The sequence below is a fragment of the Cetobacterium somerae ATCC BAA-474 genome, from assembly GCF_000479045.1.
GTDB classification, from domain to species: domain Bacteria; phylum Fusobacteriota; class Fusobacteriia; order Fusobacteriales; family Fusobacteriaceae; genus Cetobacterium_A; species Cetobacterium_A somerae.
The window spans coordinates 136,865-153,130 of record NZ_KI518200.1 but is presented as its reverse complement, the minus strand read 5'-3'; the positions used below and the strand labels follow the sequence as shown (position 1 = coordinate 153,130).

16 protein-coding genes are annotated in these 16,266 nt (G+C 28.3%); 15 read left to right on the top strand and 1 reads right to left on the bottom strand.

Annotated elements, in window-relative coordinates:
• Positions 1 to 59: 59 nt before the first annotated feature.
• From HMPREF0202_RS11945 to rpsR, 13 genes are all read left to right on the top strand, one after another.
• Positions 60 to 950: a YegS/Rv2252/BmrU family lipid kinase gene (locus HMPREF0202_RS11945; protein ID WP_023051057.1), complete on the top strand. Its 891-nt coding sequence runs from the start codon at positions 60 to 62 to the stop codon at positions 948 to 950.
• Between the two features lie 69 nt (positions 951 to 1,019).
• Positions 1,020 to 2,306 (top strand): UDP-N-acetylmuramoyl-tripeptide--D-alanyl-D-alanine ligase, encoded by a 1,287-nt coding sequence (locus tag HMPREF0202_RS11940; protein ID WP_245576465.1) that lies wholly within the window; start codon positions 1,020 to 1,022, stop codon positions 2,304 to 2,306.
• An 18-nt stretch (positions 2,307 to 2,324) separates the two neighbouring features.
• Positions 2,325 to 3,413 (top strand): phospho-N-acetylmuramoyl-pentapeptide-transferase, encoded by a 1,089-nt coding sequence (gene mraY, locus HMPREF0202_RS11935; protein WP_023051055.1) that lies wholly within the window; start codon positions 2,325 to 2,327, stop codon positions 3,411 to 3,413.
• Positions 3,414 to 3,472: 59 nt separating this feature from the next.
• Positions 3,473 to 4,786, top strand: coding sequence for a UDP-N-acetylmuramoyl-L-alanine--D-glutamate ligase (gene murD, locus HMPREF0202_RS11930; RefSeq protein WP_023051054.1), 1,314 nt, complete (start codon positions 3,473 to 3,475; stop codon positions 4,784 to 4,786).
• Positions 4,787 to 4,799: 13 nt separating this feature from the next.
• Positions 4,800 to 5,873 carry an undecaprenyldiphospho-muramoylpentapeptide beta-N-acetylglucosaminyltransferase gene (murG, locus tag HMPREF0202_RS15430; protein ID WP_040407427.1) on the top strand — a complete coding sequence of 358 codons (1,074 nt, stop codon included), beginning with the start codon at positions 4,800 to 4,802 and terminating at the stop codon, positions 5,871 to 5,873.
• Positions 5,874 to 7,223, top strand: coding sequence for a UDP-N-acetylmuramate--L-alanine ligase (gene murC / locus HMPREF0202_RS15425; protein ID WP_023051052.1), 1,350 nt, complete (start codon positions 5,874 to 5,876; stop codon positions 7,221 to 7,223).
• Positions 7,210 to 8,052: a UDP-N-acetylmuramate dehydrogenase gene (murB, locus tag HMPREF0202_RS11915; protein WP_023051051.1), complete on the top strand. Its 843-nt coding sequence runs from the start codon at positions 7,210 to 7,212 to the stop codon at positions 8,050 to 8,052. Before murC ends, murB begins: the two co-directional genes overlap by 14 nt.
• 14 nt (positions 8,053 to 8,066) lie before the next feature.
• Positions 8,067 to 8,927 (top strand): D-alanine--D-alanine ligase, encoded by an 861-nt coding sequence (locus HMPREF0202_RS11910; RefSeq protein ID WP_023051050.1) that lies wholly within the window; start codon positions 8,067 to 8,069, stop codon positions 8,925 to 8,927.
• Between the two features lie 33 nt (positions 8,928 to 8,960).
• Positions 8,961 to 9,653 carry a cell division protein FtsQ/DivIB gene (locus tag HMPREF0202_RS11905; protein WP_023051049.1) on the top strand — a complete coding sequence of 231 codons (693 nt, stop codon included), beginning with the start codon at positions 8,961 to 8,963 and terminating at the stop codon, positions 9,651 to 9,653.
• Positions 9,643 to 10,950, top strand: a complete 1,308-nt coding sequence (gene ftsA / locus HMPREF0202_RS11900) for a cell division protein FtsA (RefSeq protein ID WP_023051048.1) — start codon at positions 9,643 to 9,645, stop codon at positions 10,948 to 10,950. The genes HMPREF0202_RS11905 and ftsA overlap by 11 nt, the downstream gene beginning before the upstream one ends.
• 11 nt (positions 10,951 to 10,961) lie before the next feature.
• Positions 10,962 to 12,038 (top strand): cell division protein FtsZ, encoded by a 1,077-nt coding sequence (ftsZ, locus tag HMPREF0202_RS11895; protein ID WP_023051047.1) that lies wholly within the window; start codon positions 10,962 to 10,964, stop codon positions 12,036 to 12,038.
• Between the two features lie 104 nt (positions 12,039 to 12,142).
• On the top strand, positions 12,143 to 12,427 hold the full coding sequence (gene rpsF, locus HMPREF0202_RS11890) for a 30S ribosomal protein S6 (protein ID WP_023051046.1): 285 nt from the start codon (positions 12,143 to 12,145) through the stop codon (positions 12,425 to 12,427).
• A 46-nt stretch (positions 12,428 to 12,473) separates the two neighbouring features.
• Positions 12,474 to 12,692 carry a 30S ribosomal protein S18 gene (gene rpsR / locus HMPREF0202_RS11885; protein WP_023051045.1) on the top strand — a complete coding sequence of 73 codons (219 nt, stop codon included), beginning with the start codon at positions 12,474 to 12,476 and terminating at the stop codon, positions 12,690 to 12,692.
• A gap of 140 nt (positions 12,693 to 12,832) precedes the next feature.
• Here the strand turns inward: rpsR and rpmB are convergent, their stop codons facing one another.
• A complete protein-coding gene (gene rpmB / locus HMPREF0202_RS11880; protein WP_023051044.1) occupies positions 12,833 to 13,090 on the bottom strand; it encodes a 50S ribosomal protein L28 in 258 nt (85 codons plus the stop codon).
• Between the two features lie 160 nt (positions 13,091 to 13,250).
• On the opposite strand from rpmB, the gene HMPREF0202_RS11875 reads away from it, so the two are divergent.
• Positions 13,251 to 15,590 carry an endonuclease MutS2 gene (locus HMPREF0202_RS11875; RefSeq protein ID WP_023051043.1) on the top strand — a complete coding sequence of 780 codons (2,340 nt, stop codon included), beginning with the start codon at positions 13,251 to 13,253 and terminating at the stop codon, positions 15,588 to 15,590.
• Entirely contained in the window at positions 15,566 to 16,249 is a 684-nt protein-coding gene (gene ispD / locus HMPREF0202_RS11870; protein WP_023051042.1) for a 2-C-methyl-D-erythritol 4-phosphate cytidylyltransferase, read from the top strand. The genes HMPREF0202_RS11875 and ispD overlap by 25 nt, the downstream gene beginning before the upstream one ends.
• Positions 16,250 to 16,266 lie beyond the last annotated feature (17 nt).

Here is a 16,266-nt window from a genome sequence, read left to right as displayed (position 1 = left end):
CTGGGAGGATAGGAAGTTGCCAATCTTTTTTTTATATCTAAAAACTGGAGGATGATTATATGAAAAGACAAAAAAAAGTAAAACTAATATATAATCCTGTTTCAGGTGGTGGAAAAATTTTAAAAGAATTGGATAAAATTTTTGAGATTTATCAAGATCATGGGTTTGTAGTCGATATATTCAGAGTTTCTCACTGTTGCAAAAAAGAGGAGATTTTAGAAAATATTGAAGATTATGATCATTTTTTAATATCAGGCGGAGATGGAACAATAAATAGTTTTGTTAATATTTTAAAAAAAAATGAGATAGATATTCCAATAGCGATACTACCAACAGGGACTGCAAATGATTTTGCTAATGTAATAAAAATGCCTAGAAATATTGAAAAAGCTTGTAAAAAAATACTATCAACAGATGTTAAAGAGATAGATTTAGGAAGAATAAATAATCAGTATTTCATAAATATAGCTAGCCTTGGAGTTTTTTCTACAATTTCTCAAACAACTGATAGAAATATGATAAAAACTATGGGGAAATTAGCATATGTGTTAAATGGAATAAAAGAGATGACTAAAATAAAAAAAATGAAAATTATATTAGAGAGCGATGAATATAGTGCAATAACAGATATTGTTTCTCTTTTAGTTTTTAATGGAAAAAGTGCTGGAAATTTTGAATTGGCATATAATGCCAAATTAGATGATGGATTTTTTGATGTTTTACTGCTAAAACCAGATTTTATAACAGATGTTCCAGAAATAAGTGCAGCATTAGCTACAAAAACTCATTTAGAGAAAAAAATTCATTCAATAAAATATTTTAAAACTAGATTTATGAAAATTGTAGGAGTTGAAAATTATTCAACAGATATAGATGGAGAAACAGGACCTAATTTACCTATTGAAATTGAATGTATTCATAAAGGCTTAAAAGTTTTAGGTATTAGTTAAAAAAAATTTGAAAAGAATACTAAAAAAATGGTAAAATATAGAGCGAATATAAAAAAAGGGGATGTAAAATTGAAAACATTTACTGAAGTTCTATTAAATTATTTTCAAAAGTTAAATATAAATTTACCTAAAAACCTAGAGATTGATAATATTCAAATGGATAGTAAGAAGGTAGAAAAAGGTTCATTATTTATAGCTATAAATAATGGATATAATTATATAGATGAAGCTCTTAAAAAAGGGGCGGAACTTATTATTTGTGATAAAAGTCCTACAAATGAAAGTGAAAAAATTATTAAAGTTTTAAATAGTATAGACTTTTTACAGAATATAGCTAAACTATATAGAGAAAAATTATGCACTAAAATTATAGCTGTAACAGGAAGTGAAGGTAAAACAACAACTAAAGATTTAATACATGGAGTTTTATCAACAAAATATAAAACACAAAAAACTTTAGGAAATTATAATAATCAAATTGGGCTTCCATTTACGTTGTTACAATTAAAAGAAAGTGATGAAATTGCAGTTTTAGAAATGGGTATGAGTAATTTAGGTGAAATTGATTTATTATCAAAAATTGCAAGACCAGATTATGCAGTGATAACAAATATTGGAGACTCTCATTTAGAATTTTTAAAAAATAGAGACAATGTGTTTAAAGCAAAAACTGAAGTTTTAAATTATGTGAATAAAAATAATACCTTAGTTTATGGTGATGATTTTTATTTGAAAAATTTAGAAGCTTTAAAAATTGGATTCGAAAATAAAAATGATTATATTATAAATAATTTTATTGAAATTTATGAGGGTGTTAATTTCTTTTTAAATAATGAAAAATATTTCGTACCTTTAAACGGATTGTATAATGTAGTAAATGCTTCTTTTGCTATTGCGTTAGGAAAAATATTTGAGATGTCTTATGACGAAATTAAAAATGCATTAAAAAATATTAAAATAACATCTATGAGATTTGAGAAAATAGAAAAAAATAAAATTTTATTTATAAATGATGCGTATAATGCGAGTCCTGTATCTATGAAAATGGCTTTAAATGCATTTTCTTCTTTACCGTTAAACAAAAAAAAGGTAGTTGTTTTAGGTGATGCTCTTGAACTTGGTGATAAGGAGATAGAATATCACGTAGATATATTAACTGAAGCTTTAAAATATGAATTTGATAAAGTATTTGTTTATGGGGAAAGAATGAAAAAAGCTTTAGATGAATTAAATAATCCTAAAATTATTCATTTTACAAAAAAAGAAGAGATAAGGGATGAACTTAATAAAACTGGGGATGTAGCTGTTTTATTAAAAGGTTCAAGAGGAATGAAGTTAGAAGAAATAATTATGTAGTAAAAAGGAGTAAGAGGGATGCTATACTTATTGGCAGGGTATTTTCCAGTTTTAGAGGGGCTTAAATCAATATATTTAAGAAGTTTTTTAGCATTTATATTAGCATTTTTAGTTGTTTTAGTTACTGGTAAACCATTTATAAAGTATTTGAAAGTAAAAAAATTTGGAGAATCTATAAGAGAAGAGGGACCAGTTAGTCACTTTTCAAAAAAGGGAACTCCAACAATGGGTGGAATATTAATAATTTTTGGAACTCTATTAACAGGATTATTAGTGGGTGACCTTTTTAATAAATTCTTAATTTTAATGTTTATAATAACATTGCTTTTTAGTAGTATTGGTTTTATAGATGACTATAAAAAATTTACTGTTAATAAAAAAGGTTTATCAGGTAAAAAAAAGCTAATGGGTCAGTGTTTTATAGCCATAGTTACTTGGTTTTTTATAAAGGAATTTGGTTTAACAGGAAACAAGATATTAGATTTATCAGTTGTAAATCCAATATTATCAAATAGTAATTTTTATTTAGGAAGTTTTTTGATGTTAATATTTATAGCTTTAGTGCTAATGGGAACATCTAATGCGGTGAATATAACTGATGGATTAGATGGATTAGCAATAATGCCTGTAATAATAGGTGCAACAATTTTAGGAATAATAGCATATTTCACAGGTCATATTGAGTTAAGTAATCACCTTAATTTACATTATATAGCAGGTATAGGTGAATTGTCAGTATTTCTATCAGCTTTAGTGGGAGCAGGCTTAGGATTCTTATGGTATAACTTTTATCCAGCACAAATCTTTATGGGAGACACGGGATCATTAACACTAGGTGGGATTCTGGGAGTTGTAGCAATTTTACTTAAACAAGAGTTGCTTTTACCTATAATTGGAGGAGTATTTGTATTAGAAGCTGTATCAGTTATACTTCAAGTAGGTTCTTTTAAAATGAGAGGGAAAAGAGTGTTTAGAATGGCACCAATACACCACCATTTTGAATTAGCAGGCTTACCAGAAACAAAGGTAACAATGAGATTTTGGATTGTTGCATTGTTTTTAGGAATGATAGCTTTAGGTATAGTTAGATTAAGAGGAATACTATAAATAAGACCACAGTGAAAGTCACTGTGGTTTTTGTCGTTTAAAAATAAGGAGGGAAATCCATGAAGAAAGCAATTGTTTTTGGGGCTGGAGTAAGTGGTAAAGGTTCTGAAAAAACTTTAAAGAAAATGGGATACAAAGTTTTTTTAATAGATGATAAAATAGGAATATCGTCAAAAGAAGGTATGAAAATATTAGAAAATGATAAAATAGATTTGTTTATAAAAAGTCCTGGAGTTCCTTATACAGATTTAGTAAAAAAAGCTTTGGAATTACAGATAGAAGTAATAGATGACATTGAATTAGGTTACAGATATAAAAAAAACAATGAAATTTCTGGAAAAATAATAGCTATAACAGGAACAAATGGAAAAACAACAATAACCACAAAAACTCAAGAATTATTAGAAAAAGCAGGTTATAAAGCAAAAGTGTGTGGAAATATAGGATATTCTTTTAGTGAAACGGTTATGGAGAATCCAGAGCTTGATTATTATGTATTAGAAGCTAGCTCTTATCAACTTGAGAATATAAAAGAGTTTAAAGCGAATATCTCTTTAATAGTTAATTTAGCACCAGATCATCTATCAAGATACAAAAATTTAGACCATTATTATAACACAAAGTTTAATATAGGAAAAAATCAAAAGGAAAGTGAATATTTTATAGTAAATACTTCATGTGCCGAAAGTTTAAAAAGAGAAGATAAGATTTCTGGGAAAAAAATATATGTAGGAATGGATAAAACATATAAAAAAGAGAGCGTATGGGTTGAAAATGAATCTGTTTTTTATAATGGAGAGTTTATTCTAGAGGAAAAGCTAGCGTCTTTAAAAGGAAAACATAATTTGGAAAATATATTATTTATTGTTTGTATAGGAAAATTGCTTGATATTCCAACAGAATTAATAAGAGAGTTTTTATATTCAACTAAAACATTAGAACATAGAATGGAGAATTTTTTCTCGTATGGTGTAGTTGAATTTATAAATGATTCTAAAGGTACTAACATAGATTCTACTAAATTTGCTATTGAAGCTTTTGAACAACCAATTTTAATTTGTGGAGGATATGATAAAGAGTTAGATTTAACACCACTAGAAGAGATAATTAAAGATAAGGTTAAAGAAGTTTATTTGATAGGTGATATTTCAGATAAGTTAGAAATAGGATTAGAAAAAATTGGTTTTTCAAAAGAGAGAATTTTTAATTTAAAAACTTTAGATAAAGTATTAGAAAAATTAAAATCTAAGGTTGATAAAAATCATAAAGAAGTTATTTTATTTTCTCCAGCGACATCAAGTTTTGATCAGTTTAAAAATTTTGAAGAAAGAGGAAGAGTTTTCAAAGACTTAGTAAAAAGTTACTTTAATTAGGAGAGAATTTATGATGAAAAAAATAATTATAACAACTGGAGGTACAGGAGGACATATTTATCCTGCGCTAGCAGTTGGAAAAAAACTATTAAATAGAGGTATGGAAGTTTTATTTGTGGGAAGTTCAACTAGAATGGAAAAAGATTTAGTTCCAGAAGAGGGATTTAAATTTTTAGGAATAGATGTATATCCATTTCAAAATTTAAAAAAAATTCCTTCAAATATAAAGGCATTTTTACAAGCTTTTAAAATTGTAAAAAAAGAACAGCCAGATATAATAATAGGATTTGGAAATTATATATCAATACCTGTTTTATTAGCAGGTGCAATTTTAGGCAAAAAAATATATTTACAAGAACAAAATGCAGATTTAGGAATGGCAAATAAGTTATTTTATAAAATAGCTAAGAAATGTTTTTTAGCTTTTGACACAACATATGAAGAGATATCAGTAAAAGATCAACACAAATTTTTAGTTACTGGAAATCCCTTAAGAGAAGATATTTATACAATGGATAAGGATGCTGAAAGAGAAAGATTAAAGATTGGAAAAGATGAAAAAGTACTTTTAGTAACAGGTGGAAGCTTAGGTGCTAAATCCTTAAATGAAGCAGTAATCAAAAGTTTAAAAGATATATATAAAGATAAAAGCATCAGAATTTATTGGGCTACTGGTGATAAAAATTTTGGGGAAATAAATGAAAAATTAGAAGATCAACAAATAAAGGTTAGCGACATAATAAAACCATATTTTAATAATATGATAAATGTAATGGCAGCAGCAGACTTAGTTGTTTGTAGAGCAGGAGCATTAACCGTTTCAGAAATAATGCAACTTGAAAAACCATCGATTTTAATACCATATAATTCGATAAAAGTTGGACAGTATCAAAATGCAAAGATATTATCAGAAAACGAAGCAGCACTTATATATAGTGATAGCAAGGCAGATGAAGCCATAGAGAAAGCTTTAGAGCTCATAAAAAATGATGATGAGTTAAACAAAATGAGTAGAAAAGCTAAAAATTTAAAGAAAAGTAATGCAGCTGAAAAGATAGTTGAGTGCTTGGATATATGGAGGAGTTAGATGAATAAAATATATTTTATTGGAATAAATGGAATTGGAATGAGTGGCTTAGCAAAAATTATGAAATTAAAAGGATATGATGTATGCGGAGCTGATCTTTCAAGAAATTATGTAACTGAAGAGTTAGAAAGCTTAGGAGTTAAAGTTTTTGGAGAGCATAATGCAGAAAATATTTTAGGAGCAGATTTAATTGTGGCTTCAAGTGCTATAAAGCAGGATAATCCAGAGATAATAAGAGCAAAAGATTTAGGAATAAAAATAATAAAGAGGGGAGAATTATTAGCCCTTTTAATGAATAAAGAAAAAGGAATTGCAGTAGCAGGAACTCATGGAAAAACAACGACAAGTTCAATGCTAGGATCGTTACTTTTAGACATTGATCCAACAATAGTTGTTGGTGGAATTTTACCAGAGATAGGTTCTAATGCTAGATGTGGAAAAACAGAGATTTTTATTGCAGAGGCTGATGAAAGTGACAACTCATTTTTACATCTAACACCAGAAATTTCAATAATAACAAATATCGAAGCAGATCACCTTGAAAATCATGGTTCGCTTGAGAATATAAAAAAATCATTTAAACAATTTATGGATCAGACAAAACGAGAGATATTAGTTTGTGATGATTGTTTAGAAACACTAGAGTTAATAAAAGGTAGAAAAAATATAAAAACTTATAGCATTAAGAAAAATGATTCTGATATAATTGCAACAGATATAAAAATAATAAATTCTAAAACAGTATTTACAGTAATCATAGATGGAGAAAAGTTTGGAGAGTTTGAGCTATCTATTCCAGGGAATCACAATATTCAAAATGCTTTACCTGTTATTTATTTAGCCAAAAAATATGGAATTGATAAAAAAAGAATAGCAGAAAAACTTTTAAGTTTTAAAGGTGCGAAAAGAAGATATGATATTTTACATAGTGATAAAATAAGAATAATAGATGATTATGCTCATCATCCAACAGAGATTAAAGCAACTATTCAAGGAGCAAAAACAATAGAAAAAAATAAAACAATAGCAATTTTTCAACCACATAGATATAGTCGTGTAAATTTTCTTTTAAATGATTTTAAAGGTAGCTTTGAAGGCGTAGATGAAGTTATATTAATGCCTGTATATAGTGCAGGAGAAAAAAATGAATTTGGAGTAACATTAGAGAAATTAAAAGAAAAAATAGGTCACAAGCACTGTAGAATAATAGAGAAAAATGAAGATATAGAAAAAATAGTAACAGGTGAAAAAGAATCAGCTACATTCTTATTTATGGGAGCAGGGAATATATCTAATTTAGCTCATACTATTGCAGACAATATAGGGAGAACAGGAAATGAAATTATATAAAAATCACTCGATGAAAGAACATTCTAATATGAAAATTGGTGGAACAGCTAAAGAGTTTATTGAAATTGAAAATAAAAACGAATTATTGGACGTTTTGAAAGAGAAAGAAAATAGATTTATAATAGGTAATGGAACAAATACATTAATATTTGATGGAGAACTTGATACAACATTTATTTCTCTTAAGGCTATTGATTATATAGATGATAAAGGTGAGGGGATAGTTGAAGTTGGAGCGGGGTTAGATTTTTCTGATTTAATAGATTATATGGCAGAAAAAAACTATACAGGTTTAGAAAATTTAGCAGGAATACCAGGAAGTGTTGGTGGACTTGTTTTTATGAACGGAGGAGCTCATGGAACTGAGATTTTTGATAAAATAATATCAGTTGAAATTGTAGATGAAAATAATGAGCTTAGAAAAATAGAGAAAGAAAATTTAAAATTTTCATATAGAGTGACAGAGATAAAAGAGAAAAAATGGGTTGTAGTAAGTGCAACTTTCAAATTTGAAAATGGTTATTTAAGTGAAGTTGTAGAGAAGTATAAATTAAAAAGAAGCGAAAATCACCCATTAAATGAACCAAACTTAGGAAGTACATTTAAAAATCCAGAAGGATATTTTTCTGCAAGATTAATTATAGAGGCTGGACTTCAAGGTAAAAAAGTAGGAGGAGCTCAAATATCTATGGTACATCCAAATTTTGTTGTAAACAAAGGCGATGCAAAATTTAAAGATATTATAGATATAATAGAAGAGGTAAAAGCAGGAGTAAAAAATAAAACTGGAATACAACTAGAAGAAGAGATTATAATAGTAAGAAACTAACTAGGAGGGATCAAGTGAAAATAGCAGTTGTTATGGGTGGAATTACATCAGAGAGAGAGGTTTCTTTAAGAAGTGGACAGGCTATTTTAAATAGTCTATTAAGACAAGGGTACGATGCATATAAAATAGATTTGACAAAAGAAAACTTAGTATCAGCATTTATAGAGAATGATTATGATTTAGTTTATCTAGCTCTTCATGGTGAATATGGTGAGGATGGTAGAGTTCAATCTGTTTTAGATATGTTAGGTAAAAAATATACAGGTTCAGGAGTAACAGGTAGTGCTGTTGCAATGGATAAAATTTTAACAAAGATAATAGCTAAAGATTTAGGAATAAGAATAGCTAAAACATATGGTTCTGTTGAAGAAATTGATAGTTATCCTGTTGTTATAAAACCAGCAAAAGAGGGATCAAGTGTAGGGTTATATATTTGTAACACGAAAGAAGAAGCTTTAAAAGCTTACGAAGTATTACAAAATAAAGAACCTTTAATAGAGGAGTTTATAAAAGGGGATGAATTAACAGCAGGAGTATTAAATGGAGAAAAATTAGGTGTGGTTAGAATAAAACCAAAATCGGGATTATATGACTATGAATCAAAATATACAGTAGGTAAAACAGAGTACGAATGTCCTGCTCAAATAGATGAAAAAGCATATGAAGAAGCTTCTGAAGCTGCTAGAAAAATTCATGAAAAGTTAGGGTTAAAGGGAGTAACAAGAAGTGATTTTATCTTAAAAGATGGAAAAACTTACTTCTTAGAGGTAAATACTTGTCCTGGAATGACAGAGACTAGTTTAGCTCCAAAACTAGCAACATTAAAAGGGTATTCTTTTGATGATTTAACTAAGATTATGGTTGAAAGTTGCTAAGTAGAAAATATCTGAAATAACAGGGAGAGATTCTTGAAAAATATATTTAAAATTGCTATAATATTGGCATTAACTTTTATTATAATTCAAGTTGAAAAAGACTTTAAAAATAGAGAATTTTTCAATATTTCAAAAGTTCAAATTAGTGAAGTTTCGCCAAATCTTAAATCAGATTTAGAAAAAATAAAAACAGAGATTTTAGGAAAAAATATTAATGATTTAAATTTAGAAGGATTAGAAAAAAAATTATTAAAAGATGTGAGGATAAAAAAAGCAGTTGTTTCTAAACAAAATTTGAATGAAATAACTATTGATGTCATAGAAAAAGATAGTAATTACTATGCACAACATAATTCGAGAATATATACTATGGATGAAGAGGGAACGATTTTTGGAAAGCTAGATGAATATCCTAAAAAAAGTATGCCAATTCTTGTACTAAAAGATGCTAAAGAAAAAGAATATCTTCTAGAAATAATGGAAAAACTAAAAGAGCTAGATTTAAAAGATGAAGTTTCACAGCTATATGCTGAAAATAAAAATTTGATATACATTATTTTGAGAGACGGAACTAAGATAAAAACTGAACCAGAAGTTTCGAAAAAAAAATATGAAATAACAATGAATCTATATAAGGAGTTGATAAAGGCTAAAGTGATAGATTATATAGATATAAGATTTACAGATATAGTAGTAATGGAAAAGGAGGGGAAAAGTGCGAGATAATATTACAAAATTAGCTTTAGATGTTGGAAATGGTAAAATAAAATTTATTTTAGGAGAACTTAGTACAGAGGGATTAAAGTTAAGAGTACTAGATTACTTAGAGGTATCAAGTGAAGGCATAAAAAGATCTGTAGTAGAAGACCCTGATCTTTTAAGTGCAAGCATAGCCAAAGGACTAAAAGAGTTAGAACAAAGAAATGGAAGAGAATTTGAAGTTGTTTCACTAGGTGTGAGTAGTGATAGAATTACTTCGAAAACAGATCATGGGTGTATCGAATTTAATGAAAAAGAGATAACAGCTCAAGATATGTATAATTTAATTGAATTAGTGAAGGGTAATATATTAAAAGAAGATGAAATCGTTATTGAGCAAGAAGCTTATAATGTTAGAGTTAATAGCTCTGGAATTTTAAAAAATCCAATAGGACAAATTGGAAAAAGTATTCAAGGTGATGTACATCTAATAACAATAAAAAAAGATCAATTAGATCCGCTAATAGAAGTTATAAATAACGCAGGATTAGAAGTAGAAGATATATTTTTAAACGCATCGGCATCTGCAAAATCAACTTTAGAATATGAAGATAGACAGATGGGAGTAGCTCTAATAGATATAGGAGAAGGCGTTACAGATATAGCTATTTATAAAAATGATAAAATAATTTATACAAAATCTTTATCAATAGGTGGAATGCATTTTGTGAATGATATAAGTTATCTTTTGAAAATACCAAAAAAAGAAGCTAAAGAGATTCTCGAAAAATTAAGAAGTAAACAGTATTCTAATGGAGTGATAAAAACAGAAAATGGAGAATACAATATAGATGAGATTAAAGAGATAATCGACGCTAGAACAGGGGATTTAATTAATTTCATTTCAAAAACAATAGAAGAATCTGGATTTAATGGTTATTTAGGAAAAGGTTTAGCTTTTACAGGTGGAGCAGTATCAATAGATGAGATTTTTAGTAAAGTTGGAAGTAAAATGGAATGTGCTGTTAGAAAAGTAACTCCATTCCCACTTAGAGGATTAGAAAATGTAAATCCATCTATGTCTACAGTAATTGGTATTTTGTTAACAAAATTAGAAGCAGAATTTAAAAAGAGAAACGAAATAAGAGATGAAAGTTTAAAGGACGAAGTTATAGCCATTGAAAAAGAAGAGGAAGTATTTACAGAGCTTCCTATAAATGAAACAGCTTTTAGACAAGAGGACTACGAAGAAGAGTATGAAGAAGAAGTGGTTACAGATGGTGCTTTAAACAAAATAAAAAAATGGATTTCTAACTTTATATAATAAGGAGCTGTATGAAAATGTTTAATAACGAATGTGAAGTAAAGATAAAGGTAATCGGAGCTGGAGGAGCTGGAGGAAATGCAATAAACGACATGATTTCAGCTGGAGTAACAGGTGTAGAATATATTGCGGCAAATACAGATGCCCAAGATTTAAATAATTCTTTAGCAGATATAAGAGTTCAATTAGGGGAAAAACTAACAAGAGGTCTAGGAGCTGGAGCTGACCCAGAAGTTGGTAAGCAAGCTGCTGAAGAAGATGTTGAAAAATTAAGAAATTTATTAGAAGAGACAGATATGTTATTTATAACAGCTGGAATGGGTGGTGGAACAGGAACAGGTTCTGCACCAGTTATAGCTAAAATAGCAAAAGAGATGGGAGTTTTAACTATTGGTATAGTAACTAGACCATTTTCTTTTGAAGGAAGAAAAAGAAAAACTAATGCTGATTTAGGATTATCAAACTTAGAAAAGCATGTAGATTCATTAGTGATAATACCAAATGATAAACTATTTGAATTACCAGAGAAAACAATAACTCTTCAAAATGCTTTTAAAGAAGCTAATAATATTTTAAAAATAGGTATTAAAGGTATTGCAGATTTAATGATAGGTAGAGGACTTATTAACTTAGACTTTGCTGATATTAAAGCAACTATGCAAAATTCAGGAGTTGCAGTTTTAGGATTTGGAGAGGGAGAAGGAGAAAATAGAGTTGCTAAAGCAACAGAAAAAGCATTATCTTCACCTCTATTAGAAAAGTCAATTATGGGAGCAAGTAAAGTTTTAATAAACATAGCTGGTTCATCAAATTTAGGACTTATGGAAGCTCAAGCTATAGCTAATATAGTAAAAGAAGCAGCTGGAAAAACAGCAGAAGATATTATGTTTGGTATAACAGCAGACGAATCATACGGAGATAAAATTCAAGTTACAATAATTGCTAATAGTTTCGGTGATGAGCAAGAAAAAACTGAATCTTTTATAAACGTAGAGAAAAAAGCAGAAGTTCCAAAGGTAGAAGAGACATCAGAAGTAAGAGATGAGTTAGATCTTCCACCATGGATTAGAGCTAATAGAAGAGATTAATAAAAAAATGCTTGTAAAATTATTGATTCTATGTTAGAATTAATAATGCCCTGCTCAAGATCATTGTGTATTTTGGGCTAAAACCATAGGGAGGAGGTAATAACATGAAAAAGTATGAATTAATGTTCATCATCAACCCAACTATATTAGAAGAGGGAAGAGAAACTGTAATAGCTAAAGTTAACAACATATTAACTACAGCTGGAGCAACTGTTCTTAAATCTGAGAAGTGGGGAGAGAGAAAGCTTGCTTATCCAATCGATAAGAAGAAAACAGGATTCTACGTACTAACTACTTTAGAGATGGACGGTACTAAGTTAACTGAGGTTGAGTCAAAGCTTAACATAACTGAAGAAGTTATGAGATACATCGTAATTAAGAACGACTAATTAAAACTAAAGAAGACGTTTATTCTCAAATAAGGAGGTTATTAGAATGGCAGAATTCAGAAGAAGAAGAGCAAAATTAAGAGTTAAAGCTGAAGAAATCGATTACAAAAATGTTGATTTACTAAAGAGATTCGTTTCTGATAAAGGAAGAATCAATCCTTCTAGAGTAACTGGAGCTAACGCTAAGTTACAAAGAAAGATAGCTAAAGCTGTTAAGAGAGCTAGAAACATCGCTCTTATTCCATATACAAGAGTAGAGAAGTAAAATTAATGAGGTTGAAGATTAAATCTTCAACCTCTTTTTCTATACTAGATTATATATATTAAAAATATGAAAATAAATATAGTTACAAAAATAAAAAAAAGACAGGCTTTTTTATTTAAAGCTGTCTTTTTTTATAAGCATTATTTGCTTAATATTTTTCTAAGTCTAGCACTTAGAGTATTAGCATTTGCTTTAAGGATTTGCATAACTTCAACCTCGTTAGCACTCTTTAAAGTCTTTAAAGTTTTAGTACAAACTTTAACTTTAACAGTAACACCGTTGATAACAACTTTAGTTGTTTGTAAGTTAGGCTTCCAAACTCTTCCTGTTACTCTGTGAGAGTGAGAAATTTGATTTCCGAAAGTCATTCCTTTTCCAGTAATTTCACATCTTTGCATTCTATTTACACCTCGCTTTCGTTATAAACATGCAAATTATTATACCATTACTGAAAGAAAATATCAAGGTATTTTTTAAATTATTTGGAATAGTTTATAAAAAACATTAAATATGCTATAATAACAAGGTAAAATATATATAGAAAAGGTGATATGTAATATGAATATTCATAGCTATAAAGTATTAGAGTTTAACAAATTAAGAGAAGAGTTATCACATTATATGACTATTGAAGAAAATCAAGAAAAAATACTTGATTTAGAGCCATTTAAAGATATAAACTCTTTAAGAAAAGAATTAGAGATAATCAGAGATTTTATGGATTTTTTAAAGTTTGACGGTGGATTTGAGCCAGCAGGAATGAAAGATATAACAAATATCACAAGAAAAGCTCAACTTGTTGGGATGTATTTAGAGCCAGAAGACTTGTGGTCTATAAATATAAATTTAAGAATTTTTAGAATTTTTAAAGGAAGATTAGAAACTTTAGAAAAATATAAAGATTTAAGAGGTAAATTTATAAATATACCAACATTTAAAAATTTAGAAGATTTAATAAATAAAGCTATAGATCCAGATAAAAATATAAAAGATGATGCTTCTATAGAGCTAAGAGAGTTAAGATTTCAAAAGAAAAATATGGTAGCAAATATTAAGAGAAAATTTGAAGAGTTATTCACTAATCCAAATTACTCTAAAGCTATACAAGAAAAGATAATAACAACAAGAGATGGAAGAAGTGTAATACCAGTTAAAACAGATTTTAAAGGACTTATTAAAGGGATAGAGCACGATAGATCATCAAGTGGATCAACAGTGTTTATAGAACCTATATCGATTGTTTCGTTAAATAATAAAATGAGAGAACTAGAAGTTAGAGAAAGAGAAGAGATTAGAAAAATACTTTTAAGACTAACTGATCAAGTAAGATTAAATACACCTATAATAAATGAGATTGGTAATACGATAATGTATTTAGACATATTAAATGGAAAATCTCAATTTGGTATAGAGAAAAAATGTGCAATTCCAGAAATAAATAATAAAGAGATGTTATCACTTGTAAATGCTAGACATCCTTTTATAAATGAGAATATGGTTGTACCTTTAACATTTGAAATAGGAAGAGATTATAATACATTATTAATAACAGGTCCAAATACTGGAGGAAAAACAGTAGCGTTAAAAACAGCAGGATTATTAACATTAATGACATTAGCTGGAATTCCAATTCCTGCAGATGAAAAAACGAGTATAGGATTTTTTAATGGTGTATTTGCAGATATTGGAGATGAGCAGAGTATAGAACAATCATTATCATCATTCTCAGCACATTTAAAAAACATTCAAGAGATTTTAAATTCAGTTACAAAAGCTTCATTGGTGTTACTAGATGAATTAGGATCAGGAACTGACCCAATGGAAGGTTCAGCTTTTGCCATGGCTGTAATAGACTATTTGAAAGATAAAAAATGTAAATCACTAATAACAACTCACTATAGTGAGGTTAAAGCCTATGGGTATAATGAAGTAGATATAGAAACTGCATCAATGGAGTTTAATGTAGAAACTTTATCTCCAACATATAGACTTTTAATAGGAGTTCCAGGAGAAAGTAATGCTCTAACAATAGCAAAAAGACTTGGAGTTTCTGAAGTAATTATAGAAAGAGCAAAAAGTTATATAAGTGATGAAGATAAAAAAGTAGAAAAAATGATTTCAAATATAAAAGACAAATCTTTAGAACTTGAAAGTATGCAATCAGAAGTAGAAGCTTTAAAAGCTCAAGCTCAAAAAGATAAAGATGAATATGAAGAAAAATTAAGAGTATTAGAAAAAGAAAAGAATCAAATTTTAAAAGAAGCATATGAAAAAGCTGAGTTAATGATGAGAGACATGCAAAATAAAGCAGCAGCTCTAGTTAATAAGATTCAAAAAGAGGATAAAACAAAAGAAGAGATGAAAGAAGTTCAAAAGAAGCTTAATATGCTTAGAACATCTTTACAAGAGGAAAAATCTGAAAATGTAGAGGTTAAACCTAAAGTAGCAAGAAAGATAGATTATAAAGTTGGAGATAGAGTATTTGTAAATAGTTTAAATCAATATGCTATTGTAAATAAAATAAACTTAAATAAAGAAACTCTAAATATCCAAGCAGGTATATTAAAATTAGAGGTTTCAATGGATGACGTAAAAACAGTTGTAGAGCCAAAGAAAAAAGAGTATAGACCTATAAACACTCACGCTAAAACAAGAGTTAAAAATGAAGTAGATTTAAGAGGGAAGTTAGTTGATGAAGCAATATATGAATTAGAAACTTATATGGATAGAGCTCTAATGAATGGGTATACAGAGATATATGTAATTCATGGAAAAGGAACGGGAGCTTTGAGAACAGGAATAATGGAATTCTTAAAAACTTCGAGATACGTTAAAGACTATAGAGCTGGTGGTCATAACGAAGGAGGAATTGGATGTACTGTGGTAACTCTAAAATAACTTTAATTATAGCAGCAGCAGGAATTGGAAAGAGAATGAATTTAGGATATCCTAAACAATTTTTAGAAATCGATGGAAAACCTTTATTTATGAAACCATTAGAAGTTGCAGAAAAAAGTGACAGTGTTGATGAAGTTATTATTACTACTGGAGAGGAATCAATAGAATTAGTAAAAGAGTTATGTAAAACATATGGAATATCTAAAGTCAAAAATATTGTTTCAGGTGGAAAAGAAAGACAATATTCTATAGAAAATGCGTTGGAATATTGTAAAGATAATAGTATAATAGCAGTACAGGATGGTGTAAGGCCGTTTTTAAAAGATAAGTATTTTTCTCAAGCATTAAAAATGTTAGGAGAAGATTTAAAAATTGATGGTATTGTAGTAGGAGTTTTACTAAAAGATACAATTAAAAAAGTTAATATCGATGGAGAAGTTATAGAAACACCCAAAAGAGAGGAGTATATAGCAGTTCACACACCTCAAATATTTAGAGGTAAGATATTAAAAGATGCTTATAAAAAAGCAAGAGAAGATAATTTCTTAGGAACAGACGATTCATCTTTAGTAGAAAGAATAGGTGGAAAAATTAAAGTTTTAATAGGAGATTATGATAATATAAAAGTTACAACTGTTGAGGATTTAAAATTTCTTTAATTTAATAAAGGAGAGGG